This is a genomic window from Flavobacterium beibuense F44-8, assembly GCF_000769915.1.
Lineage (GTDB): Bacteria > Bacteroidota > Bacteroidia > Flavobacteriales > Flavobacteriaceae > Flavobacterium > Flavobacterium beibuense.
In genome coordinates this window covers 19355-44783 of the sequence record NZ_JRLV01000001.1, presented here as the reverse complement: position 1 = coordinate 44783, position 25429 = coordinate 19355, and the positions used below count along the sequence as shown (strand labels likewise).

20 protein-coding genes are annotated in these 25429 nt (G+C 38.3%); 13 read left to right on the top strand and 7 right to left on the bottom strand.

Annotation, left to right across the window (positions count from 1 at the left end):
* The first annotated feature begins 56 nt into the window (after nt 1–56).
* Nucleotides 57–2087, top strand: a complete 2031-nt coding sequence (locus Q763_RS00175) for a M3 family metallopeptidase (RefSeq protein WP_035129686.1) — start codon at nt 57–59, stop codon at nt 2085–2087.
* 46 nt (nt 2088–2133) lie between these two features.
* On the opposite strand, the gene Q763_RS00170 is transcribed toward Q763_RS00175, so the two are convergent.
* Nucleotides 2134–2760 (bottom strand): hypothetical protein, encoded by a 627-nt coding sequence (locus Q763_RS00170; RefSeq protein ID WP_157499242.1) that lies wholly within the window; start codon nt 2758–2760, stop codon nt 2134–2136.
* An 89-nt stretch (nt 2761–2849) separates the two neighbouring features.
* On the opposite strand from Q763_RS00170, the gene Q763_RS00165 reads away from it, so the two are divergent.
* The 5 genes from Q763_RS00165 (at nt 2850) to Q763_RS00145 (ending at nt 5453) form a co-directional block, all read left to right on the top strand.
* Nucleotides 2850–3353, top strand: a complete 504-nt coding sequence (locus Q763_RS00165) for a GbsR/MarR family transcriptional regulator (protein WP_035129682.1) — start codon at nt 2850–2852, stop codon at nt 3351–3353.
* 62 nt (nt 3354–3415) lie between these two features.
* Nucleotides 3416–3766 carry a hypothetical protein gene (locus tag Q763_RS00160; RefSeq protein ID WP_035129680.1) on the top strand — a complete coding sequence of 117 codons (351 nt, stop codon included), beginning with the start codon at nt 3416–3418 and terminating at the stop codon, nt 3764–3766.
* 11 nt (nt 3767–3777) lie between these two features.
* Nucleotides 3778–4164 carry a hypothetical protein gene (locus tag Q763_RS00155; protein WP_035129677.1) on the top strand — a complete coding sequence of 129 codons (387 nt, stop codon included), beginning with the start codon at nt 3778–3780 and terminating at the stop codon, nt 4162–4164.
* A 3-nt stretch (nt 4165–4167) separates the two neighbouring features.
* Nucleotides 4168–4521: a hypothetical protein gene (locus Q763_RS00150; RefSeq protein ID WP_157499240.1), complete on the top strand. Its 354-nt coding sequence runs from the start codon at nt 4168–4170 to the stop codon at nt 4519–4521.
* Nucleotides 4522–4550: 29 nt separating this feature from the next.
* Nucleotides 4551–5453, top strand: coding sequence for a TIGR01777 family oxidoreductase (locus tag Q763_RS00145; RefSeq protein ID WP_035129673.1), 903 nt, complete (start codon nt 4551–4553; stop codon nt 5451–5453).
* Here the strand turns inward: Q763_RS00145 and Q763_RS00140 are convergent.
* Nucleotides 5448–6266, bottom strand: coding sequence for a hypothetical protein (locus Q763_RS00140; RefSeq protein ID WP_035129671.1), 819 nt, complete (start codon nt 6264–6266; stop codon nt 5448–5450). The two genes, Q763_RS00145 and Q763_RS00140, sit on opposite strands and share 6 nt — an antisense overlap.
* A gap of 137 nt (nt 6267–6403) precedes the next feature.
* Here Q763_RS00140 and gcvP point away from each other — a divergent pair, with 137 nt between their 5' ends.
* From gcvP to Q763_RS00125, 3 genes are all read left to right on the top strand, one after another.
* The gene (gene gcvP / locus Q763_RS00135) at nt 6404–9253 is read left to right on the top strand and encodes an aminomethyl-transferring glycine dehydrogenase (protein WP_035129661.1); all 2850 of its coding nucleotides are present in this window, start codon (nt 6404–6406) and stop codon (nt 9251–9253) included.
* A 113-nt stretch (nt 9254–9366) separates the two neighbouring features.
* Entirely contained in the window at nt 9367–9738 is a 372-nt protein-coding gene (locus Q763_RS00130; protein WP_035129659.1) for a group III truncated hemoglobin, read from the top strand.
* A 120-nt stretch (nt 9739–9858) separates the two neighbouring features.
* Nucleotides 9859–10917: a 3-oxoacyl-ACP synthase III family protein gene (locus Q763_RS00125; protein WP_035129657.1), complete on the top strand. Its 1059-nt coding sequence runs from the start codon at nt 9859–9861 to the stop codon at nt 10915–10917.
* A 65-nt stretch (nt 10918–10982) separates the two neighbouring features.
* Here the strand turns inward: Q763_RS00125 and Q763_RS00120 are convergent, their stop codons facing one another.
* The gene (locus tag Q763_RS00120) at nt 10983–12452 is read right to left on the bottom strand and encodes an MATE family efflux transporter (RefSeq protein WP_035129655.1); all 1470 of its coding nucleotides are present in this window, start codon (nt 12450–12452) and stop codon (nt 10983–10985) included.
* 101 nt (nt 12453–12553) lie between these two features.
* On the opposite strand from Q763_RS00120, the gene Q763_RS00115 reads away from it, so the two are divergent.
* The 4 genes from Q763_RS00115 to Q763_RS00100 all read left to right on the top strand — a co-directional run bounded on the left by Q763_RS00115 (nt 12554) and on the right by Q763_RS00100 (nt 15648).
* Complete coding sequence (locus Q763_RS00115) at nt 12554–13078, top strand: methyltransferase domain-containing protein (protein ID WP_035129652.1); 525 nt, start codon at nt 12554–12556, stop codon at nt 13076–13078.
* Between the two features lie 95 nt (nt 13079–13173).
* Nucleotides 13174–14022 (top strand): glycosyltransferase family 2 protein, encoded by an 849-nt coding sequence (locus Q763_RS00110; RefSeq protein WP_035129650.1) that lies wholly within the window; start codon nt 13174–13176, stop codon nt 14020–14022.
* A gap of 82 nt (nt 14023–14104) precedes the next feature.
* Complete coding sequence (locus Q763_RS00105) at nt 14105–14845, top strand: MlaE family ABC transporter permease (protein ID WP_035129647.1); 741 nt, start codon at nt 14105–14107, stop codon at nt 14843–14845.
* Nucleotides 14845–15648, top strand: a complete 804-nt coding sequence (locus Q763_RS00100) for an ABC transporter ATP-binding protein (RefSeq protein WP_035129644.1) — start codon at nt 14845–14847, stop codon at nt 15646–15648. Before Q763_RS00105 ends, Q763_RS00100 begins: the two co-directional genes overlap by 1 nt.
* A 53-nt stretch (nt 15649–15701) precedes the next feature.
* Here Q763_RS00100 and Q763_RS00095 read toward each other — a convergent pair whose 3' ends face one another.
* The 4 genes from Q763_RS00095 to Q763_RS00080 form a co-directional block, all read right to left on the bottom strand.
* On the bottom strand, nt 15702–19460 hold the full coding sequence (locus Q763_RS00095) for a gliding motility-associated C-terminal domain-containing protein (RefSeq protein WP_084595983.1): 3759 nt from the start codon (nt 19458–19460) through the stop codon (nt 15702–15704).
* Between the two features lie 13 nt (nt 19461–19473).
* Nucleotides 19474–23220, bottom strand: coding sequence for a T9SS type B sorting domain-containing protein (locus Q763_RS00090; protein WP_157499238.1), 3747 nt, complete (start codon nt 23218–23220; stop codon nt 19474–19476).
* Between the two features lie 451 nt (nt 23221–23671).
* Complete coding sequence (locus Q763_RS00085; protein WP_035129636.1) at nt 23672–24736, bottom strand: mannose-1-phosphate guanylyltransferase; 1065 nt, start codon at nt 24734–24736, stop codon at nt 23672–23674.
* A gap of 82 nt (nt 24737–24818) precedes the next feature.
* Nucleotides 24819–25418, bottom strand: coding sequence for a SprT-like domain-containing protein (locus Q763_RS00080; protein WP_035129633.1), 600 nt, complete (start codon nt 25416–25418; stop codon nt 24819–24821).
* Between the last annotated feature and the right edge of the window lie 11 nt (nt 25419–25429).

Below are 25429 nucleotides of genomic sequence, written 5' to 3'. Positions count from 1 at the left end.
GGTATAGTTGTTGACCGTTTCAACACGGTTATGATTAAAAAATCTTAAACAGGACTATGAATTCACTTACCCAAAAATTTAATACAAAACACGATACAGCTCCCTTTAACTCCATAAAAACAGAAGATTTTCTTCCTGCTTTTAACGAAGGGATTGCAGCTGCAAAAAAAGAGATTGACAAAATTATCTCTAACCCCGAAGAAGTTACTTTTGAAAATACTATCGAAGCCCTTTCCTATAGCGGAGACATGCTGGACAGAACATCGGGCATCTTTTTCAACCTGCATTCGGCAGAAACCAATGACGACATCCAGAAAATTGCCATGGAAGTTTCGCCTATGCTTTCGGAGTTTAGTAATGACATCCGTTTAAATAAGGATTTGTTTGAAAGGGTTAAAGCTGTATATGATAAAAGAGACAGCCTTACACTAACACCGGAGCAAAGCACACTACTGGAAAAGAAATATAAAAGCTTTGCCCGCAACGGTGCCAACCTGCCGGAAGATAAAAAATCAAGACTTCGTGAAATTGATAAAGAGCTTTCACAGCTAAGCCTTAAGTTCGGCGAGAATGTATTGGCAGAAACTAATGCTTTCCAACTGCATATTACAAATGAGAATGATCTTTCAGGACTTCCTGAAGGAGCTATAGAGGCGGCACATGAAGTAGCCAAAAGCCTTGAAAAAGACGGGTGGGTTTTCACACTGGATTTCCCAAGTTATATGCCGTTTATGACTTATGCCGACAATAGGGAACTACGTAAAAAAATGGCACTGGCATTTGGGGCAAAAGGCTTCCAGAATAATGAGTTCGACAATCAGGAAACCGTATTACAGATAGTTAAACTACGCCACGAGCGCGCTAATCTTTTAGGTTATAAATCGCACGCCGACTTCGTACTGGAAGAACGCATGGCCGAAAGCCCTGAAAAAGTACGCACTTTCCTAAATGATTTATTAGTAAAAGCCAAACCGGCTGCACAAAAAGAATTTGCAGAGCTTACAGCTTTCGCTAAAGAACTGGACGGACTGGATCATCTTGAAAAATGGGATGGTGCTTACTATGCAGAAAAGCTGAAACAGAAATTATTCAACCTGGATGATGAAAAGCTGAAACCCTATTTTGAACTGGACAAAGTGCTTAACGGAGCCTTTACCATTGCAGGGAAATTATACGGTATTTCGTTTACCGAAGTTCATGATATAGATAAGTACCATAAGGATGTAAGGACTTATGAGGTAAAAGATACAAACGGTGATCTTGTAGCTGTTTTTTACGCCGACTTTTTCCCTAGAAAAGGGAAACGTAACGGAGCATGGATGACATCGTTCAAATCACAATACATTAAAAATGGGGTTAACGAAAGACCGCATGTTTCTATAGTATGTAATTTCACAAAACCTACAGGAACCAAACCATCGCTACTTACATTTAATGAAGTAACCACATTATTCCATGAGTTTGGACATGCGCTTCACGGTATGCTGGCAAACACTACTTACCCTAATCTTTCGGGGACCAGCGTATACTGGGATTTCGTTGAGTTACCAAGCCAGATAATGGAAAACTGGTGCTACGAACCGGAAGCATTAGAACTTTTTGCTCACCATTATAAAACAGGGGAAGTTATCCCTATGGAGTACATTGAAAAAATTAAGGACAGTGCCGCTTTCCAGGAAGGTATGGCAACACTGCGCCAGTTAAGCTTCGGTCTGCTTGATATGGGTTGGCATGCACAGGATCCGGCTGCTATAGGTGATGTTAAGAGTTTTGAAATCGAACAGTTCTCACCTACCCAGCTTTACCCTGATGTACAGGAAAATGCTATGAGTACTGCATTCTCTCATATTTTTCAGGGCGGATACTCTTCCGGTTACTACAGCTATAAATGGGCTGAGGTACTGGATGCTGATGCTTTTGAATACTTTAAAGAGAAAGGCATTTTTGACAAAGAAACCGCCGATAAATTTAAGAACAACATATTATCTAAAGGCGGCACAGAACACCCTATGCTGCTTTATAAACGTTTCCGCGGGCAGGAGCCTAAACCGGAAGCTTTATTAAAAAGAGCCGGGTTATTATCTTAATCTTTACAAATAAAAAAACGCTGCTAATAATATTAGCAGCGTTTTTTTATTCTACTAACCTGTGAGTTTGCTCAAAGGCAGCGATAAGCTCTTTATGTCGTGTAAAACCATACTGCTCTACCTTTTCACTATTCACACCACTATATAAGGTAACAATATCTGCATCAAAACCGTTATCCGGAAACGCCTCATTATCCAAACATTCTATATAATACCACCTACAGTTAACAGCCGATTGCGTGTTCCAAAAATAACCTGTAAGCATGGGTTCCTTATCAACAGTTATAACAAACTGCTTTCCAAAATTTCTGTCAGGATATAAACTGCAAATCCGCTTTATAACCTTTTTACTCAACACAAGCTTATTAGCCTTTAAATCAAAGGCTTTAATATCACTATCATCAATAAAAGGTTCTGACTGTAAATCGACCGAATCAGCCTCAAACTGCCCTGCAAAGACTACCTCCTCCCTTATTGTATCAAACTGGGCATCTTTAAAAATATCCTTAGCCCTGTCATATTCAATCTCCTTATATCTGGAAGTTTCTTTAAAAGGTACAGCATCAACAAAGGCTAATCTGTGCTTTAATAAATAAATTTCAATTTTAGGATGCTTTTCTTCCTTGCACCCCAATGCCAACAGGGCAACTAACAACAACATAACACATTTCATAGCAAGCTTTTATGTAAATATAACCATTAAAAGAAAATAAACTTTCATATATTTTTGAAAGTTTAAAAATAAGTTTATACCTTTGGTTCATGGAATTCACAGAAGCAAAAAATAAATTCGTACAAACTTGGGGAGCATTAGGCTCACAATGGGGCATAAACAAAACAATGGCCCAAATACACGCCCTGCTTATGGTAAGTAACGAACCGCTTTCTATGGAAGACATTATGGAGGAACTGCAAATTTCACGTGGTAATGCCAGTATGAACATTCGTGCCCTTATTGACTGGGGAATTGTATACAAAGAATTTAAGCACGGAGAACGCAGGGAGTTTTTTACAGCAGAGAAAGACCTTGATGAGCTTGCCATCAAAATTGCCAAAGAGCGCAGTAAACGTGAAATTAAACCGGCACTTAAAGTTTTAAAAGAAGTATCTGCCGATGTAGACACCAAAACGACTGAAGGAAAGTATTTTGCCGAACAAACCGACAAGCTCTATGAGTTTGTTTTAAAAACCGACAATATAATTGAAAAAGCCACTGAATATAAAGACAACTGGCTTACCAAGCTACTAATGAAGATGATGAAATAACATCATTTTTTTTTAATCAAAAGTTTCATTTTTTTCTGAAAGTTTCAAACAAACAATACAAGATGAATTTTAATATACTTACATACGTCATCTTCCTGCTCATAATTATTTACATCATTGTGGTGGTAGGGAAAATTTGCTATAAAAACGGAAACATCTATGTATTGGAATTACTGCATGGCGATAAGGAATTATGTCTGCGTATCAATAAGATACTACTACTAGGCTACTATCTGGTAAACATAGGCTATGCGGCAATGACATTACTAAACTGGGAAACCGTAAACACTTTTAAACGCCTTATAGAAACCATAGCGGTTAAGTCGGCCATAATAATCAGCATACTTTGCATACTACATTATCTAAACATATTCATATTAACCAAATACGTTCAAAAAATTATTAACGACTAAATTTAATTATCATGGAAACTACAAAAATATTAATCGGTTACGCCATTTACCTTCCAGTTGCTATAGCACTAACATTTACAGTATCTCGAACTCTGTTTAAAAACAGTAAGATTTTTATGCTTGACATATTTAAAGGTCGTGAGGAAATAGCCAATGCCACTAACAAACTTTTTGAAACCGGATTTTACCTTTTAAACCTGGGTTTTGCATTAATGATTTTAAAAATAAGTCTTGATGACAATTCTTATCAGGATTTGGTAGAAACCCTAAGTTATAAAATAGGTGGTTTCTCTATTTACTTAGGCATCATGTTATTTTTAAATCTGTACTTCTTTTTTAGAGGAAAAAGAAAAGCTAAAGGAAACCAACCGGAAGAGTATGTAACATATAAACAGTAAACTATGAGATTTTTTCACATAATTAACCGCTTTTGTTTTTTTGCAACTCTACTTTTATATACCACTATATTCATGGGAATGTATGCTCAAATAGTATTGGGACCATTACAACTGTTAATAGCAACATCTATTACATTCTTATATTTTAAAAAGTTAGCAAAAAATTTACAAAACCTAATTCTTTACTATTGGTTATTTGCTATTACAGCATTGATTATAGCTTTTTTAGGATGGAACGACTATATATCTGATGACCTGACAATCATCACAGTATTTATTATCCCAATGATGGTCGCCGCCTACTTTGTATATGTAACCTACAGGATAAACAAATTTATAAATCCAAAAGAAGAATAAACCACACCTTACCTTAATTATAAAATGTTATGAAAAAGATGATTATCGCTGCCGGGACAGGCTTTCTCGGCAGCATTCTTAGCGAGTACTTTAAAAACAAAGTTGATGAGATTATTATCCTTACCCGTGGTAAATCACGAACCACAGGTAATATAAAATATGTACACTGGAATGCCCGAACTTTTGGTAATTGGGAAACCGAACTGGAAAACAGCGACGTACTTATTAACCTGGCAGGTAAATCGGTAAACTGTAGGTATAACGAGCGAAACAAAAACGAGATTATGGCATCACGTCTCAACAGCACTGCAATACTCAACAAGGCAGTTTTACAATGTAAAAACCCACCCAAACACTGGCTTAACTCATCTACAGCTACTATTTACAAAGGCTCTTACCATAAACAGATGGATGAGGTAAACGGCGATAAGGGCTTTGACTTTTCAATGAAAGTGGCACGTGCATGGGAGAAGGTATTTTTTAAGACCGAAACTCAGCAAACACTTAAAACAGCATTGCGCACTTCTATCGTTTTGGGTAAAAACGGAGGCGCCTACCCTATGCTAAGGAAATTAGCAAAAATAGGGATGGGCGGTAAACAGGGTAATGGCAGGCAGTATGTAAGCTGGATTCATGAGCATGATTTTGCCCGTGCTGTTGAATTTGTAATCAATACTAAAACGGAAGGCGTTATAAACATAGTAAGCCCTACTCCTATTCGTAATAACGACTTTATGAAAACAATTGTAAAACAGGTTAAAGCTCCTTTTGCGATTCCTGTTAGCAAAACAATGCTTGAAATAGGAGCACAAATTATAGGCACTGAAACCGAACTGATTCTAAAAAGCAGAAATGTAATCCCTAAGCGACTACAGGAAAACGGTTTTACATTTACCTACCCTGAATTGAGTACCGCTTTACGAAATTTATAAATAACTAGCCAACACCACTAGTCCAAACCAAAAAATAGGGATACTCTCTACCCAAAATAAGGTATAGTATTTACTACGGTTTGGAGTGGCATATATAGTAAACAAGGCTGTCGCTACCACTAGTACTACATTTACTATAAGCTGCATATTATCTATAGTACTTTTAAAAAACTCTAAAAAATAGAAAGGCAATAGTAGTATCAGATTAAGGAGCTTGGTCATCTTTACCCCTATTATTTGCGGTATGGTACGCAACATTGGGTCATCCTCACTTAAATCGATAATCTCAAATATCAGGATAAGGATAAGTACCAAAAGGAATCGCTGACAGAATTTAAGGATAAGATCGGTTACAATTTCATTACCTACCTCAACAATAGGCATCAGTGTGGTAACACCTGCCCAGCAAAGGGCAACTATATATACTTTAATACCGCTGAGGTTACGCAGGTTAGGACGCTTAGGAAATACAGGAACCGTATACAAAGCCGTTAACCCAAAAAAGATAATCCCGGTGATTTGGGTTTGACGTTTCAGCATCATGAAAAAAACACCCGCAGCCACAAAAGCCACAGCGCTTAATGCCGTAATGATTTTCAGGTTTGTGCTAATGGGCCTCTTAAATCTGTACCAGCTTTCATACTTCATAAAGTTGTAGCTAAACATAGTACCGCAATAGGCAAAACCCGCCATATGAAAATTGAACGGAAGGTTAAACATATGGTTCGTCATTAACACCAGTGCCAGCACCGACATTGCCACATGCATACTACCGTGTAAATACAGGTCAAATATCCGTTTTAATACTTTCATACTTACAAAAATAATCAATCTCTCAACAGGTTTTAGTTTAGGTTAAAAAATTCTTAAAAATCACGATAAAAAAGACATTAAAATTTGGATATAATTAACTAATTTTGTGTCCTCTAAAAAACACGCAACAATATCATATGAGAACAGATGCTTTTGCTTTAAGACACATTGGCCCGAGGGAGAATGATCTGCAGCACATGTTTAAGACCATTGGTGTCGAATCCATAGACCAATTAATCTATGAAACTTTACCGGATGATATACGTTTAAAGGCTCCGCTAAACCTGGATCCTGCCATGACGGAATATGAGTATCTAAACCACATACATCAGTTAGGAGCAAAAAATAAAATATTCAGGTCATACATTGGTTTGGGTTACCACCCTGCTATTGTACCTGCAGCTGTCCAAAGGAACATTTTTGAAAATCCGGGATGGTATACTGCCTATACTCCGTACCAGGCAGAGATTGCTCAGGGACGTTTAGAGGCTTTACTGAATTTCCAAACTACCGTAATCGAACTTACAGGTATGGAAATCGCAAATGCTTCTCTTCTTGATGAAGGTACCGCAGCTGCCGAAGCTATGGCACTTTTATTTGATGTTCGTACCCGCGACCAGAAGAAAAACAACGTAAACAAATTCTTCGTTTCCGAAGAGATATTACCACAAACCCTTTCGGTACTTCAAACACGTTCTACCCCAATTGGTGTTGAGCTTGTAATTGGTAACCACGAGGAGTTTGACTTCTCTGAAGAGTTCTTTGGTGCTATCCTGCAATACCCTGGCAAATACGGTCAGGTTTACGACTATGCCGGATTTATCGCTAAGGCTAAAGAAAAAGAAATCAAGACAGCTGTTGCTGCCGACATATTAAGCTTAGTTAAATTAACTTCTCCGGGTGAGCTTGGAGCCGATGTTGTTGTAGGTACTACGCAACGTTTTGGTATCCCAATGGGATATGGTGGCCCTCACGCTGCTTACTTTGCTACTAAAGAAGAGTACAAAAGAAGTATGCCGGGAAGAATTATTGGTGTTACCATAGACGCAAACGGAAACCGTGCGCTTCGTATGGCCCTACAAACAAGGGAGCAGCACATTAAGCGTGAAAAAGCAACTTCAAACATTTGTACTGCACAGGTACTTCTTGCGGTTATGGCAGGTATGTATGCTGTATATCATGGTCCAAAAGGGCTACAGTACATTGCAAACAAAGTACACGCCAGCGCTGTTACAACTGCAGATGCTCTTAACAAACTTGGTGTTTACCAAACTAACACATCATTCTTTGACACTATCGTAGTTAAAGCTGATGCTGCTAAAGTTAAGGCTGCTGCCGAAAACAAAGAGATTAACTTCTACTATATAGATGGTGAAACTGTTGCTATCGCATTTAACGAAACGACTTCATTAAAAGATATTAATGATATTGTTGCAGTATTTGCTGAAGCTACAGGTAAAACTGCCGAGGCTGTTACTGCCCTTGCAGAAACTGTACACATCCCGTCTACATTAATAAGAACAAGCGAGTTCTTATCTCACGAGGTGTTTAACAAATACCACAGTGAAACCGCTTTAATGCGTTACATTAAAAAACTGGAGCGTAAAGACCTTTCGCTAAACCACTCTATGATTTCATTAGGTTCATGTACCATGAAACTTAATGCTGCCGCAGAGATGATCCCGTTAAGCTACCCAAGATGGAATAACATCCACCCGTTTGCTCCGCTAGAGCAGGCTCAGGGTTACCAAACGATGCTTAAAAAACTGGAAGAGCAGCTTAATGTTATTACCGGTTTTGCAGGCACTACACTTCAGCCTAACTCTGGTGCTCAGGGTGAATATGCCGGACTAATGGTTATCCGTGCTTACCACCAGTCAAGAGGTGAAGACCACAGAAACATTGCTCTTATCCCGGCATCGGCACACGGTACTAACCCGGCTACTGCTAACATGGCAGGTATGAAAGTGGTTGTTACCAAAACTTCTGAAAACGGAAACATTGATGTGGAAGACCTAAAAGCAAAAGCAGAACTTCACAAGGATAACCTTGCCTGCTTAATGGTTACTTACCCGTCTACTCACGGTGTATACGAAGCATCTATTAAAGAGATTACTCAAATTATTCACGATAACGGCGGACAGGTTTATATGGACGGCGCTAACATGAACGCACAGGTGGGTTTAACTAACCCTGCTACAATTGGTGCAGATGTTTGCCACCTTAACCTGCACAAAACATTTGCTATCCCTCACGGTGGTGGTGGTCCTGGTGTTGGTCCAATATGTGTGGCTGCTCACCTTGTACCATTCTTACCTACAAACCCTGTAATTGCTACAGGTGGTAATAATGCTATCACTGCAATTTCTGCAGCTCCATGGGGATCGGCTCTTGTATGTCTTATTTCTTACGGTTACATCACTATGCTAGGTGCAGAAGGACTTACAAGTTCTACTCACCACGCTATCCTGAATGCTAACTATATTAAAGAAAGACTTAAAGGTCACTTCCAAACACTTTATACAGGTGAAATGGGTCGTGCTGCTCACGAAATGATTATTGAGTGCCGTCCGTTCAAACAAAACGGAATCGAGGTAACTGATATCGCTAAGCGTTTAATGGACTACGGTTTCCACGCTCCTACGGTATCGTTCCCTGTAGCAGGTACTTTAATGGTTGAACCTACAGAAAGTGAAAACCTTGAAGAGTTAGATCGTTTTTGTGATGCTATGATCGCTATCCGTAAGGAAATCGATGAAGCTTCTGCAGACGATAAGAATAACGTACTTAAAAACTCTCCGCACACATTAGCAATGCTTACTTCTGATTCATGGGATTTCCCATACACAAGAGAGAAAGCTGCTTACCCACTTGAGTATTTAGCAGAAAACAAATTCTGGCCAAGCGTAAGAAGGGTTGATGATGCTTATGGCGACCGTAACCTGGTTTGTTCATGTGCTCCAATCGAAGCTTACATGGAAGAATAAGAAATATATTCCCTGAAAAGGCTGCCGTTAGGCAGCCTTTTTTATTTATACTGACCTGTATCATAAAAACACAATGCCATAGTAGCTAACTTTGTATTAAATACCAAAGTAAAATGAAAGACATTGAAACACGAGAGGATATAGCACTATTGATGCGGGAGTTTTACAACCGCCTTTTAACCGACCCTGCCATAAGCTATATATTTACCGATGTTGCTAAAATAGACCTTGAGGCTCACCTGCCTCACCTAACCGATTTTTGGGAATTAAGCGTTCTTCATACAGGCACTTATAAAAAAAATGTGATGCAATTACATTTGGACCTTAACAGCAAAGAGAAGCTAACAGACACACATTTTGACGTTTGGCTGGGGCATTTTAACCAATCGGTAGATGATTTATTTTCAGGAAATAATGCCGAGAAAATAAAAACAAGAGCATTAAGTATCGCTACAATTATGAAAATAAAAATTCATACAACTTAAATTATCAATTTACTATTTTAAAGACTTTATTTTTATATATCCTTAATTTATATGCTTGCATAGTACTTTTAGGGTTAATCTAACGTTTTTATAGTTAACTTAGCTTTAAACAAACAAGCAATGAATATTAAAATAACAGGATCAGGGAGTTATATCCCTACCAGGATTGTAACAAACTTAGAGTTTGCACAGCACGAGTTTTTAGGTGAAGGCGGAAAACCCCTTCCCTATTCTAACGAAGAAGTAGCAGAAAAATTCAAACAGATAACCGGTATTGAAGAACGCCGCTATGTGGATGAAGACCTACTTACTTCAGACATTGCCTATTTTGCTGCACAAAGAGCTATAGACGATGCCAAAATAGACCCGGAAACTATTGACTATATCATTTTTGCACATAACTTTGGTAATGTAAAAAGCGGAGCAATTCAAACAGACATACTACCAAGTTTGGCATCACGCGTTAAACATAGCCTGAAAATTAAAAACCCCAAATGTGTGGCTTACGATATCTTATTCGGGTGTCCGGGATGGGTAGAAGGTGTCATTCAGGCGCAGGCGTATATCAAAGCAGGTATGGCAAAGCGTTGCCTTGTTATTGGTGCCGAAACCTTATCACGCGTGGTAGACCCGCATGACCGTGACAGTATGATTTATTCTGACGGTGCTGGGGCAAGTATTATTGAAGCTACCGATGACGAAGGCGGTATACTGGCACACGAAACAGCATCTTTCACTCATGATGAGGCGTATTTCCTTTTCTTCGGAAACTCATACAACGTTACACACGACCCGGATGTTCGTTACATTAAAATGTACGGACGTAAAATATATGAGTTTGCACTTACTAACGTTCCGCTTGCTATGAAAGACTGCCTTGACAAAAGTGGTGTTGCTATAGAGGATGTTAAGAAAGTACTGATACATCAGGCTAACGAGAAAATGGATGAGGCTATTATCCACCGTTTCTTTAAACTCCACAAAAAAACTCCGCCGGAAGGTGTAATGCCTATGAGTATTCATAAACTGGGTAATAGTAGCGTTGCTACAGTCCCTACCCTATATGATCTTCTAATTAAAGGTCAGCTTGAAAATCAGGAAATTCAAAAAGGTGATATTGTAATGTTTGCATCGGTAGGTGCTGGTATGAACGTTAACGCCTTTGTATACAAAGTATAATTATATACTACAACATAAAAAAGGACAGCTGATAAGCTGTCCTTTTTTAGTTTATTATTTATCTGTTATTTCTTTTTAGTAAACGAAAGTGCTTTATCCAGCCATACGTTTACCTGATATACAAGTCGCAGTTTATACACTGCAATAATGTTTATGAGTAACGATAGTCCGGTTTTGTAAACAAGGTTAATTAGGTTATTACCAACATCCGGCAAAATATAAATTATTGCAAGCGAAAGCCCGAATATCAGTCCCATCTTAACAAAATCCTTATCAAAAGGCAGCAGGCCGAACTTCCTGTAAATGAAAATCATTTTTAAGGCATTAAATAAAGCTACCGAGAGGAACGAAGCCCATGCTATACCCTCTATACCCCAGTCAGTATAATATACCACAAAAAGATTAAGTGGCACATTTAACCCTACAAGGCACAATATGGCAATCATATTAAACCTATAGTATTTGGAATAAGTAATGATTTCGGTATTGAATCCGGTTGCCATATTAATAAGCACGCTAAAGCCCGAAATGCATATTACAGGTATCATTTGGCTAAGCTTATCGTAAGACGGCAGTAACCTAAACAGGTCGTCTATCCCTAAAAAGATAGAGCTGTACAGTAATGCTCCTATAAAAAACAACAGCCTTGCCGTTTCCTTATATTTTACATGAAGGTCTTTAAAATTTTCTGATTTAAGATAGTCGGATATAATCGGGGCATATAGTGCAAACAAGCCTACAGCAGGCACCTGCATTGCAGAAGCTATAGTTACCGCATTACCAAATATACCATTAGCCTCATCTGATATAAAGTTGAACACCACTATACCGTCTATCCTAAAGGCCAGTACCGAACCGAAACTTCCTGCAAAAGAAAACAGACTGTACCTAAAATAATCCTTCCTTGATATTTCCCCAAACAGTGTTTTAAACCTGTAATTATACCCCGGCTGAAAATACCTGAACAGGTAAAACCCCGTAAACAGAAATATAAACACATAGGTAAGTACATAGAAAAACAACGACTCATTTACTCCAAGCACATTATTAAGCAACAGTATAAAAAGTACAGGTAATGCCACCTTCGGCATTATTTTTTCAAACAATGTAGGTACGGCAAGTCGCTGCATTTGTTGAGCCTGTTTTCTAAACAAATCAATAAAAGCTAACGAAATAGCAATAGGAAAAGAAAAATAAACTAATACTATGTCCTTATAGCCTGTTAACTTATCAAACATAAAAATAAGTACTAGCACAACAAGTGATGCAACACTTATGGAAACAAGACTATAATTAAACAGTTGTTTCCTCTTTTGGTTATCAAGCGCAGGGTAAAATTTAATAAGTGCGTGCGAAGCACCAAGCACCATAACCGGGTATAAAAGCTGGGTAAGGTAATCTATAAATTTAATAATCCCCGAAAAACCATAATCCAAAGGATAGATAAACAATGCCGAAACAATGCCTATTGCAGTTCCCAGGTAATTAATTACAGTGTAAAAAAATGCCTGTTTATGTATAACCTTATTCCCCAATAGTTAAATGTAAAAGTATGTAAGTAACAACAAATATACTTTTCATTTATGAGACTACAGATATACTTTTTTTATATTTTTGAAACTCAATTCGATAAAAAATGTACGAAAAGACTTTTCCGCACAAGCGCTATAACCTTACACTGGCTTTTTTAAAAAAGCACATCCCAACAACAAACACCCTGCTTGACCTTGGGATTGAAAATCCTTTTTCTAAAATCATGAAAGAGGTAGGTTATACCGTAATAAATACCGGCGGAGAAGATATAGATAACAACCAGAGTGCCATTACAGAAACGGAGTATGATGTATTTGCCGCTTTTGAGATTTTTGAGCACTTACTAAATCCGTACACCGTTTTACAGAAGGTAAAAAGCGATAAAATCATTATATCGGTTCCGTTACGACTATGGTTTAGCCCTGCATACAGAAGTAAAACCGATATGTGGGACAGGCACTACCATGAGTTTGAAGACTGGCAGCTTGACTGGCTTCTTGAAAAGACAGGATGGGTAATTAAAGATCGTAAAAAATGGACCAATCCTACAAAAAAACTGGGCATCCGTCCGTTATTAAGACACTTTGTTCCGCGCTACTACATCGTATATGCCGAAAGGGCTAAATAATCTTCGCAAAGTTTCTGCCTTATAATTACAGTTAGGGCTGCTAATAATTTATAAACTGAAAGTTTTTAAAGATATTTGCACCAACTTCTGTAACCATGAGATATTACACTATTATTCCGGCTTATAACGAGGAAGCTTTCATGGCTGCAACACTGCAGTCACTGGCAGCACAAACCGTATTACCGGCAAAAGCAGTAGTGGTAAACGATAACTCTACCGACAGGACTGCCGAAATAGTACAGGAGTTTACTGATAAGTACTCGTGGCTATCATTGGTAAACAAAGCTTCTGATGCTATTCATCTACCGGGAAGCAAGGTTATACAGGCTTTTAATACCGGTTATGAAACCATTGATGAGGAATATGATATTATCGTAAAACTGGATGCCGACCTGATTTTACCTCCTGATTATTTTGAGTCAATATTGGAAGTTTTTAAAAACAACCCAAAAGCAGGTATGGCAGGCGGATTTGCTTATATAGAGAAAAACGGTGAATGGGTACTGGAAAGCCTTACTGATAAAGACCACATTCGTGGCGCTTTTAAAGCCTACCGTAAAGAACTGTTCCTGCAAATGGACAGGTTAAGAACTGCTATGGGTTGGGACACTGCCGATGAACTCCTTGCCAAATTTTACGGTTGGGAAGTTATTACCCTGGAACGTTTAAAAGTAAAACACCTTAAACCTACCGGAGCTAATTATGATAAAACGGCACGCTACAAACAGGGAGCTGCTTTTTATACTCTGGGCTACGGATTCATTATTACAGCAATAGCTTCTCTAAAACTAGCTATGAAAAAAGGCAAGCCCGGTTTGTTTATTGATTATATAAACGGATACTTTAAAGCCAAGAAGGAAAACAAGCCCATGCTTGTAACTAAAGAACAGGCAAAATTTATAAGACAGTATCGCTGGAAAAAAATAAAACAGAAGCTATTTTAACTAATTGCACATATTAAAAAACTATTAAGTAATACTAAAAACTGGCTACAATTCGGTACTTTAGCCTTTATTTTTAAACTAAATGATTAAAGCATTAAACCAGATAGGCAAATACTTCCTTATGATTAAGGAGGTTTTTAATAAACCTACAAAATGGTCGGTAATGAAGTCTCTAATTCTCAAAGAGATAGATGACCTTATTATAGGATCAATGGGTATCGTAGCATTCATATCGTTCTTTATAGGCGGGGTTGTTGCCATACAAACTGCCCTTAACCTTACTAACCCTTTAATCCCTAAATCACTTATTGCCTTTGCAACAAGACAGTCGGTAATATTAGAGTTCGCCCCTACCTTTATTTCTATTATTATGGCAGGTCGTGCAGGTTCGTACATCACATCGAGTATTGGTACCATGAGGGTAACCGAACAAATTGATGCCCTTGAGGTAATGGGAGTAAATGCCATTAACTACCTTATATTCCCTAAAATTGTAGCCTTCACTCTATATCCTTTTGTGATTGCTATATCAATGTTTTTAGGTATAATGGGCGGATGGCTTGCGGGAGTATATGGTGGTTTTGTAGGAAGCGATCAGTTTCTTGAAGGTATACAGACTGATTTTATACCCTTCCATGTTTTTTATGCCTTCCTTAAAACATTTGTTTTCGGGATGCTGCTGGCTACAATACCTTCCTTCCATGGTTTTTACATGAAGGGTGGAGCACTTGAAGTAGGTAAGGCAAGTACCACATCATTTGTATGGACCAGTGTGGTTATAATTACTGTAAACTACATTATAACACAATTACTTTTAAGCTAATGATAGAGATTAAAGACATAGAAAAATCATTTGGGGATACCAAAGTGCTTAAAGGTATTTCTACAACATTTGAAACCGGAAAAACCAACCTTATCATAGGGCGAAGCGGATCGGGTAAAACCGTTATGCTAAAAACCCTGTTAGGTATACATACACCTGAAAAGGGATCAATCTCTTTTGACGGAAGAATATACTCTGAACTTACTAGAGACGAAAAAAGAAGTCTGAGAACCGAGATAGGAATGGTATTTCAGGGAAGCGCCCTTTTTGACTCCATGAATGTGGAAGACAATGTGGCTTTCCCGCTAAAAATGTTTACCAATAAAAGAGGAAGAGAAATTAAAGACAGGGTTAACGAAGTACTTGAAAGGGTAAACCTTGTTGATGCCAATTATAAATTCCCTAACGAAATATCAGGTGGTATGCAAAAAAGGGTAGCAATCGCGAGGGCAATAGTAAACAACCCTAAATACCTGTTTTGCGATGAACCTAACTCAGGACTTGACCCGGAAACCTCTATACTTATTGATGAACTCATACAGGAAATTACCCGGGAATATGACATGACTACGGTTATCAATACTCATGATATGAACTCGGTACTGCAAATTGGCGAGAAAATTGTTTTCCTTAAAAACGGCATCAAGGAATGGGAAGGTACTAATGAACAAATACTTGAAACAAGAAATAAATCAATAGTGGAGTTTGTTTACTCATCTGAACTGTTTAAAAAAGTACGCGAAAGTTTACTTGAAGAAGATGACGAAGAAAGAAAACAAGATCTTAACATTAAAGATGAATAAATAAAAAAAGCTTAGCAATTGCTAAGCTTTTTTTATGTTGTATTAATAACTGATTAATTTTCCTGCCTGTTAAGGTAAACCCATCCGGTTACCTGTTTCCCTGCAGATAAGGTAGCCACATAATAATAAGTACCTGTAGGCAAATCTCCTTTATCAGACTGACCATGCCATTCGTTTAGGTAGCCTTCTTTCTCATATACTTTAAGTCCGTATCGGTTAAATATAAGTAGCTCCTGCACTTCAAGATTAGTAAGATCAAAAGTATCATTCTTACCATCATTACCCGGAGAAACCCCCTTAGGAATTCTGCAATAAGTATTTTCAACATCTACCGAAGCTATAGCCATGCACCCTTCTGTATTAGTAACCTCAACAGTATATGTGCCCGCTGGCATTTCAGATATTACTACTTCCGGTCCGGCAGCACTAAATCCTTCAGGACCTGACCAACTATAGCTGGCTCCTTCCAGTTCATCCTGGTTAGCTACAGTAATTACATATTCAAAATCATTACAACCGTTATTCAGCACCACATCAAAAGCATTAGTGTTCCTGTTAACCTGAATTACCTCTTCGGTAATACAACCGTCATTATTAACTTCAACATGGTATTGACCTACTTCAAATACTTCAATAGTGGCAGCATCCACACCATCAAGTAAATCAGATTCATAATACCACTGGTAAGTCACTGCATTCTCATCAAAATTTGAGGGCACTACATTAAGTAGTCCTGACTGACCTTCACAAAGCGAAGTATCACCATCAATAACAAAATCAGGCGATGCTTTTATCTCCACATCAACCGCAGCAAAAGATGAAGCACATCCGTCAATCAATACCCGTACCTGGTAAATACCATTAGCCGCCAGTCCTGCACCTGTAAGCACCGGATTTTGGTCTGTAGAAGTAAAGTTATCAGGACCTATCCATTCATAAGTTGCATTGGCGACTGTTGCGGCAGATAGCTGAACATTCTCCCCTTCACACACAGCAGCTACAGGATCGGCTTCCGGAGCATCAGGAATGTTTCTTAATTCAACAATAATAATTGCCTCATCCATATTATCGCACATATCGGTTACACGATACCTAAACTGATATGTCCCTGCAGTGAGTCCTGCTGTTGTCAGCATATTGCCCGAAAGTGCACCACTACCGTTCACATCGGTCCATGTACCGCCTTCATCGTGCGGGTTACTTAAAAAGTCGTTTAGGTTTACAGGCTGTTCATCATTACAATATGTTATAGTATCATCATCTCCCGCATTAGCAGCCGAGGCTGGCTCAACAACATATTCCAGCACCTGCTCACACTCTATTCCTCCAGTTGAGGTCATTTTCACATAATAAGTACCGGCATCGGTATCAGAGTTAAACGGAGCAAAATCCAATGAATTAGCAGTACTTAAAATAGTACCCGGAGCTCCCTCTTTCCACCATTCATAATCAAAGAACGAAAACTGCGATACATATAGCTGCCCTTCAGCACCATCACAAAGGCCTGCTCCAACAATTTCCACCTGCTCCAAATCACTTATATCCATCTGTACATTCCTAAAATTACCACAGGCATCAGTAACCCTAAAGTTATAAGTTCCGGGAGTAAGGTTTGCAAAAACATTATCAGTACCGTTATCAATTACAGAGGGCTGTGTAATACTGTATTGAAGTGGTGCTATACCTTCGGCTTCTACAGCCACATACATGCCATCATTTCCGCACGGCAGGCTGTATACATCAACAATTTTAGGCTGTGCATCAAAGTCAAACTCATGTATTGTAGAAACACAACGCGTTGTAGAAGTCATACCATTAGAATACACAAAGAAAACCCTTATAACTCTAAAATGTCCTATATAAGGCAGATTTACGTTTAACTCTCCATTATCCAGTAATTTTGAATTATTTATATTAGGCTGAGTTCCTTCAGGATACGAGTTACCTGTTAACGGATGTCCCCAACTATCAGTAGTCTCATCATATTTTTGTAACCAGTAAGAAACTGCATAGTTACTATTTGAAGTATACGTAAAAGTCAAATCAAAAGACCCGCAATAAGGTATAACCTCAAAATCAGAAAGTTCCTCTTCATAACCTTCAATTAACACCGAATCTGTATGCTCCACACCACAATTATCTATAGCAGTAAAGGTATAGTTACCGGCAGGTAATGAATTCATGTATAAAAATCCGTCGGCTATATTAAAAGACACATCATAAGGCAGTGTTTCTGTAAATGTAGCAGGAGCAGCAGTAATTATGATACTTGTAATAGTATTATCTGTTACCCCAGCCCTAACCGAACCTTCTCCAAGGGCACATCCTGCATATTGATAGAAGCTTAAACCAAAGCCATCACCAAATGGAACAATTTCAATAACAAGAGTATACTCTTCCCCACAGGCATCGGTTATTACAATTGTATAAGTACCTATTGGAATATCATCCAAAAACAATCCTGTCTCAGGGTCTATTAATGACGAAACATCATCGGGAAGTGCATTAGGATAATCATCCGGAGCATCGGTTACTTCTGCCCCCACTAAAACCCTACCATTAAAAGTAACACCTATCTGTCCTAAACAGGTGGTAGGATCAGTACTGGTTATATAAGTAGGCTGACCTTCATTAGTAAGTTCAATATCTTTAGTTACAGAGTTTCCACAGGCATCGGTTAGTTGAATACTGTATGTCCCCATAGGTAACGGATTAGCCTGTGTACCATATGCTGCCATAGGCGTACTAAATGTAGGGTGTGATGCGTTAAAAGAAGATGGTACAAAACCTGCAGGAGCAGAAAGGAACGTTACTGTATAAGGAGCTCCATATAAAGAAGGCGTAATATTCAACACAAATTCCTCACATCCAAAATTCTTTTCAATAAGAGTAAAATCAAAAGCTGCATCAACCACAACATCATCAAGTGTAAAAACATTACCACATGCATCTGTAGCCTGTATATCATAACTATATTCCTCTCCATTATAAAACGGTATTGTAGCCAGAAGTTCGTTAAAAGATGATACATTTCCGGTTGTTACCGTTTGGCTTACAATAGTTGGTGTTCCTCCCCCCGGGGGATAAACAGTAAATTGAAATACAACAGGGAAAAATATTTGAGTATTTGCACTTGAGTTAATATATGGCAATATAATATTTACTGTATTACAGGACGGAAGTTGCTCATAAACAATATTTGGATCGTCTATATAAATACCCGGCTGTAATGCTGTAAGCTGATAGGTCACCACATTTGCATCGCCACAGGCATCATGCACCCTAATCTGGTAAGTACCTACCGGCAGGTTACTAAAAACATTTGAGGCCTGCTCAGGAAACGTAACCGGACCCGACATAATTTCATAACTAAAAGGTCCGCTACCCGCAGTAACATTTATAGTTAATGCTCCGTCATTTCCGCAACGCACCTTAGTTCCTACTATAGAATAGTTAAGTTCTACTATTTCATCGTCAATAGTAACATTTGTTGATGCTGTATTTGAATTTCCTCCTAATGACTGAGTAGCAACAACAAGGTAGTTACCATCATCAAGACTGTTTACTGTAGATGAGGTAGTAGTAGCCACCGGATTAACCGTATCGGGCAATAAGTACACGGTATAATCAATCGTAGCCGAAGGATCGGTTCCGGAAACTGAAAGCGATAACGATCCGTTACCCAAACAGGTTTGAGGTGTCGCTGTTGCCGAAACAGTAAAGGAAGGCAACTGTGCAAATGCTGCTGTGCAGGACAACAGCAACGACAGTATAAATAACCATCGTTTTGAGTGAATAAAATTTCTATACATAATTTATAGTAGTTTAGTTTGTTCTTCTTTGAAGGTAAACCCAACCGGTTACCTGTTTCCCTGCCGAAAGCGTTGCTACATAATAGTAGGTACCTGTAGGGAGTTCTCCTTTGTCAGACTGTCCGTGCCACTCATTGAGATAACCATCTCTATCATACACTTTAAGCCCGTATCGGTTAAATATTTTCAGGTTTTGCACTCCCAAATTAGACAAATCAAATTCATTATTAAAATCATCGTCCCCAGGCGATATCCCTTTTGGTATCCTGCAATAGGTGTTTTCAATATTTACAGATGCCGTTACACTGCAACCGTCAGGGTTTGTAACTTCTACTGTATAAATACCTGCCGGCATTTCTGATATTATTATTTGTGTACCTGCAGCATTATATCCTTCGGGACCTGTCCAGTTAAACAAATAACCGTCAAGCTCATCTGCATTTGTTACCCAAACACCATATTCAAAATCAATACAGCCATTATCCAGTATTACTTCAAAAGCGTCATTATTCTCGGTTACATTAAATGACTCTTCGGTTACACAGCCTTCATTACTCACTTCAACCCTGTACACTCCGGTTTCATATATTGCAATATCGGCAGCTGTTACTCCGTTTAGCAAAGCATCATCATAATACCATTGATAACTTGCTATAGCTTCATCAAAATTTGCAGCAATAACACTTAGGAGTCCTTCCTGACCTTCACACAATGTGGCATCGCCCTGTAATTCAAACTGAGGCAATGGCCTCACATTCACATTTACTGTAGCTAAGTTTGAAGCACAACCGTTAACTACAGCTCTTACTTCATAAATACCTGCTGCGGCAATACTTACGCTCTCAATAGCAGGGTTTTGTACCGAAGCCGTAAACCCGTTAGGCCCTGTCCACTCGTAAACTGCATTTGGCACATCGGTAGCTGTGAGCTGAATCATTTCTCCTTCACACACTCCATCTAAAGGTGCAACCTGAGGAGCTTCGGGAATATCCCTTAGTTCAAAAGTTATCACTGCCTCATCTGCTGCATTACACATACCGGTTACCATGTATTTAAATTCATAAACACCCTCCGGTAAGCCAGCTATATCAAGAGTACCATCTGCTAAGGCTCCGGTACCGTTCATATCAATCCATATCCCGTCTTCATCATGCGGGTTACTTAAATACGCTTCAAGATTTACAGCCTGTCCGTCATTACAATACAAAACAGCACTATCATCGCCTGCATTTAACCCGGAAGAAGGCACCACAACATATTCAAGAGTTTGATTCATACACGAAACCGGATTAGAGGTAGAAATCCTCACATAATAAGTTCCGGTATCATTACTCTCATTGAACGGGGTAAACTCAAGAGTACTTGAAGTACTTAAAATAGTATCGGGATCGTCTCCGTTATACCATTCATAATTAAGGAAAGAAAAAGGTGGCACCGAAAGTAGCCCATTTTGACCGTCACACAAACCTGAAGCCTCAATTTCAATTGGATCGGCTTCGTTAATATCAATTTGTGCGGTTCTAAAATTCCCACATTCATCGGTTACCCTCATAGTATATACTGCGGCTTCCAGTTCTGAAAAAACATTAGACTCCCCATTATCAACAGTAAAAGGTTCTCCGTCTTTCTGGATAATACTATACGCCAAAGGAGGTATTCCTTCAGCCATTACTGCTACTTCGGCAAGACCATCGTCACAAGGAAAGCTGTATATATCTAAAATTTTAGGCCCTCCCATAAAATAGAATTCATGTAAAACCTCAAAACACTTAAAGTTTGTTGAAATACCATTACTGTAGGTATAGAATGATTTTACTATCCTGAACTGCCCGCTAAAAGCAAGATTTATATTATTTGCATTGTTAATCAACACTAAAGAGTTATCTGCTACCGGAGGGACACCTTCATCATATAGCTCTCCGGTTTGAGGATGCCCCCAGTCTCCGGTTTGAGGATAATATTTTTGTAACCAAAACTGCTGTGTTGTCACACCATTGCTTGCGTTTTGAATATTAAGCTCAAAAGAACCACAGTTCTCGGTTAATGTATAACTATTTACTGTTTTATGATACCCTTCAACTGTTATATCCACACTTATAGTACCTTCACAGGTATTCATAAACGTAAATACATACTCTCCTTCGGGTAAGGAATTCATATAAAAATTACCGTTTGAGCTTAAATTAAAAGTAACATCATAAGGAGTAGCCTGAGTAAATGCTGAAGGAGCCGACTCAATAACTACCATTGTTAAATCAGTACCCACTCCCTCTACTTTTACAGAGCCATAGCCTTCATCACAACCAGGTCTTTGTTCTACACTAACATTAAATGAAGAAGGACTCGCCAAAACTTCTTTTGTATACGTAAAACCACAAGAATCAGTCACTTCAAAAACATACACCCCAAACTGTACATCGGTCATTAATACCTTTCCTTCGTCCGTTATATAAGTTTCAAGGTCCTCCGGCAGAGTTTCCGGGTACCCTACAGGAGCGCTTAGAAGCGTTGCTTCTGTAATTAATCTTGTAGGCACCTCAAGTTCTATAGAAACACCTTCACACCCTACACTTTGAGTCACTACAGACACGTCCAGCTCCGGGATTTCCAGCTCAAAATCTATAATAGCCACATGTCCGCAACCATCGGTTACCGCTACACTATACTCCCCTACAGGCACAGGATTGGACTCAGAACCATATTCAATATCTTCTACGGTATTAAAATTGGGATGAAGCGTACTAAAATCTGAAGGAATAAACCCATCGGGCGCCGAAAGAAACTCAATACTGAAAGGCTCCATGTAATTTGCAAACTGAAAACCAAAAGTAAACCCGTCACAACCAAATACCTCCTGTATCCCAATACCTGTAAAGGCCGGTGTTATAACAATATCGTTAAGAGTATATACATTTCCACAGGCATCAACTGCAGTTATATCATAACTATACTCCTGCCCGTTATAAAATGGAATATTTACTTCAGAAGAACCCTCAATTTCAGGAGTCACTATAACAGGAGTACCTCCGCCGGGAGGATACAACGTATAGGTAAATGAAATGGGAGATGCTAAAGCATAGCCTGCAGGAGGACCAAACACATGTGAAATTGTTATAGTATTACAATCCGGTAAAGGATCCGGACTAAAATTTGTTTGTTCACCTATAATCAATCCCGGAGGTAGTTGCACTAACTGTACCGATACGACAACTGCATCACCACAAATATCATGTACTCTTACCTGATATAAACCTGCGGGTAAATTATTAAACACGTTAGATACCTGTAACGGCCTTGTTACCGGACCCGCAAAAATTTCATAAGATACCGCCGTACCCGAAGTTACATTTACCGTAATACGACCATCGTTACCACATATTGCATCAGCTAATTCAAAAAGATAAGTAAGTTCAACAGTTTCATCATCAATAGTAACGTTTTGTGTTTGTGTATTTGATTGCCCCGATAAGGATTGCGTAGCGACAACCATATAATCGCCGGCCTGAAGATTATTGTATGTGGAGGAAGTAGTAATCCCTACGGGAGTTGCAGTATCGGGTAAAAGGTATATGGTATAATCTATATTTGCCGACGGGTTTACCCCTGATACCGAAAATCCCAAAACACCATTACCCAAACAGGTTTGAGCAGTTGGGGTAACCGTTAAAGTAAAATCAGGTAACTGTGCAAAAGTTGCCATACTAAACAATAGGAGCGAAAACATAAAAAGTAATCGCTTTACAGTAAGGCTTATGTTCATTATATAGCGGTTTTGTTGGTTGTTCCAAGCAAGCACATACCATTAAGCGTTCACGTAGTGTTTATACTACAATAAATATTTAAAAGCAGTGTAAGCTCTTATTGTATAAGATGCTGTTCACCATACAAATAGTTGTAACCTTTATCGCTATTAATTGTTAAAAAACAACATTGGTTAAACCCGCAATAAATAAAATAAAAAAAGGAAAGGGTAATAGATCTAATCAGTTCACTGAACCTTTATAAAAAAGATAATCTGTAATTCGTAAAAGCAGATTTATGCACTAAATACAAGATAAATTATTACATAACACCGCCTGTTTACAGAAAACAGGTATGAACTGACAAATCTTTTTCAAGCTATTTTGTTGGTTTTCAAGAATAAATATAGAACATTAGCATTTAATTTCTTAATTAAACGTTAAATTTAACAAAATAGCCTGACTCAAAATTTATTGATTTTTGGTAACAATAGCAGTAATCTTCTTTATTTCCTGCTCTTTTTCCTTTGGATAAATAAGTAATATATCATCACGATCTACCACAATATAATTATCCAGTCCGTCAATAACTACAGTTTTGTCAGAATCAGTACGAATAATATTATTTGTAGCATTTTCAAGAAAAACCCTGGCATTAACAACAGCATTGTTATTTTCATCCTTACCCAGTTTTTCATGCAGTGATCCCCAGGTACCAAGGTCATTCCAGTCAAACGAAGCAGGAAGAACATATACATTTTCTGCATTCTCCATTAAGGCATAGTCAATAGATATATTATCAGCCTTAACATAGTTTCCCTCAATAAACTCTTTTTCTTCAGGGTTATTATAATGTTCGTAACCGGCATCAAACAGCTCGTACATTTTAGGCTGAAATTTTACAAAAGCATTTAATACCGACTCTACCGTCCATATAAAAATACCCGCATTCCATAAAAAGTTACCGCTGTTTAAAAATTCTTTTGCAGTTTTATAATCAGGCTTCTCCCTAAACTGAGATACCTTTTTAATCAAATTGGTATCCTGTTTATTGTACTCAATATAACCGTAACCTGTATTAGGGAAAGTTGGTTGTATGCCCAGCGTCATTAAAACTTCCTGTTTTAAAGCGCAGTCAAAAGCCTTTTGAACATTATCCAGAAAAGCGTCTTCATCTTCAATCCAGTGATCGCTTGGTGCTACTACCATAACAGCATTAGGATTAAGTTTCTTAATCTTTAAAGTAGCATATAAAATACACGGTGCCGTGTTTCTCATAGCCGGTTCCAGCACCATTTGCTCCGGAGACAAATCAGGAAGCTGCTCCAGTACCAAATCGTTATATATATCGTTTGTTAAAACAAGTATGTTTTCTTTAGGGATTAATTTAGATAGCCTTGAAAAAGTTTTTTGAATAAGTGTTTCACCAGTACCCAACATGTCATGAAACTGTTTAGGGAACTGAACCGTACTTACCGGCCAAAAACGAGAACCTACTCCTCCAGCCATTAAAACAGCATAATAATTTTCGTTCATTATATGGTAATCGTTTTTTGTATTAGTGTAAAGTTTTTAATTTAATAGTCAATTTCAAAATGCTTTAATCTCTATTTAACAATTAATGTGGCAGGAGTTCAACCTCGGCATTCGGATTAAATAAATAAATCTTACCGGTGCTAACCTCCAGACACTCATACCGTTTAACCCTTTGCGCACCTTTACGGAATATCTTACCGTTGTAGATACGGAAGTGACTGCCATACGGAATTTCAAAAATATAATTTTTATCTGATACTTCATCAAATTGCTTAAGGGCAATTGACAGTGTAGCATCAGTATCGCTACTGGCTTTTGGATTCCTGAAATGCCTTGCCAGTAAGGGCAGCAACTGAGACGGAAAAATCTCGGGGCGTATAAAAGGAACCATCAGTTTTTGAAAAGTAGACTTCCATTCCACCCCGTGAGGTTTGATATTTCGTCCGTATTTTTCAAATGCCACTAAATGGGCTATTTCGTGTATCAGTGTCATTAAGAACCTGTATTTATTAAGGCTCCCGTTAACTGTGATTTGATGATGACCGTTTGTATCCCTGCGATAGTCACCGTGACGTGTAACCCTATCGTTTACTATTTTAAGATGAACACCATATTCCCTAATCAGCTCAAAAACGCTGTCTACGGCGTGCTCAGGCAAATAAGGCTCAATTACATGCTTCACTTAAAAATTCT

Excerpts from the sequence above, each read along its gene's own strand:
- Q763_RS00175 (WP_035129686.1), top strand. The coding sequence starts at position 57 with ATGAATTCACTTACCCAAAAATTTAATACAAAACACGATACAGCTCCC.
- Q763_RS00170 (WP_157499242.1), bottom strand. The coding sequence starts at position 2,760 with ATGAAATGTGTTATGTTGTTGTTAGTTGCCCTGTTGGCATTGGGGTGC.
- Q763_RS00165 (WP_035129682.1), top strand. The coding sequence starts at position 2,850 with ATGGAATTCACAGAAGCAAAAAATAAATTCGTACAAACTTGGGGAGCA.
- Q763_RS00160 (WP_035129680.1), top strand. The coding sequence starts at position 3,416 with ATGAATTTTAATATACTTACATACGTCATCTTCCTGCTCATAATTATT.
- Q763_RS00155 (WP_035129677.1), top strand. The coding sequence starts at position 3,778 with ATGGAAACTACAAAAATATTAATCGGTTACGCCATTTACCTTCCAGTT.
- Q763_RS00150 (WP_157499240.1), top strand. The coding sequence starts at position 4,168 with ATGAGATTTTTTCACATAATTAACCGCTTTTGTTTTTTTGCAACTCTA.
- Q763_RS00145 (WP_035129673.1), top strand. The coding sequence starts at position 4,551 with ATGAAAAAGATGATTATCGCTGCCGGGACAGGCTTTCTCGGCAGCATT.
- Q763_RS00140 (WP_035129671.1), bottom strand. The coding sequence starts at position 6,266 with ATGAAAGTATTAAAACGGATATTTGACCTGTATTTACACGGTAGTATG.
- gcvP (WP_035129661.1), top strand. The coding sequence starts at position 6,404 with ATGAGAACAGATGCTTTTGCTTTAAGACACATTGGCCCGAGGGAGAAT.
- Q763_RS00130 (WP_035129659.1), top strand. The coding sequence starts at position 9,367 with ATGAAAGACATTGAAACACGAGAGGATATAGCACTATTGATGCGGGAG.
- Q763_RS00125 (WP_035129657.1), top strand. The coding sequence starts at position 9,859 with ATGAATATTAAAATAACAGGATCAGGGAGTTATATCCCTACCAGGATT.
- Q763_RS00115 (WP_035129652.1), top strand. The coding sequence starts at position 12,554 with ATGTACGAAAAGACTTTTCCGCACAAGCGCTATAACCTTACACTGGCT.
- Q763_RS00110 (WP_035129650.1), top strand. The coding sequence starts at position 13,174 with ATGAGATATTACACTATTATTCCGGCTTATAACGAGGAAGCTTTCATG.
- Q763_RS00105 (WP_035129647.1), top strand. The coding sequence starts at position 14,105 with ATGATTAAAGCATTAAACCAGATAGGCAAATACTTCCTTATGATTAAG.
- Q763_RS00100 (WP_035129644.1), top strand. The coding sequence starts at position 14,845 with ATGATAGAGATTAAAGACATAGAAAAATCATTTGGGGATACCAAAGTG.
- Q763_RS00095 (WP_084595983.1), bottom strand. The coding sequence starts at position 19,460 with ATGTATAGAAATTTTATTCACTCAAAACGATGGTTATTTATACTGTCG.
- Q763_RS00090 (WP_157499238.1), bottom strand. The coding sequence starts at position 23,220 with ATGAACATAAGCCTTACTGTAAAGCGATTACTTTTTATGTTTTCGCTC.
- Q763_RS00085 (WP_035129636.1), bottom strand. The coding sequence starts at position 24,736 with ATGAACGAAAATTATTATGCTGTTTTAATGGCTGGAGGAGTAGGTTCT.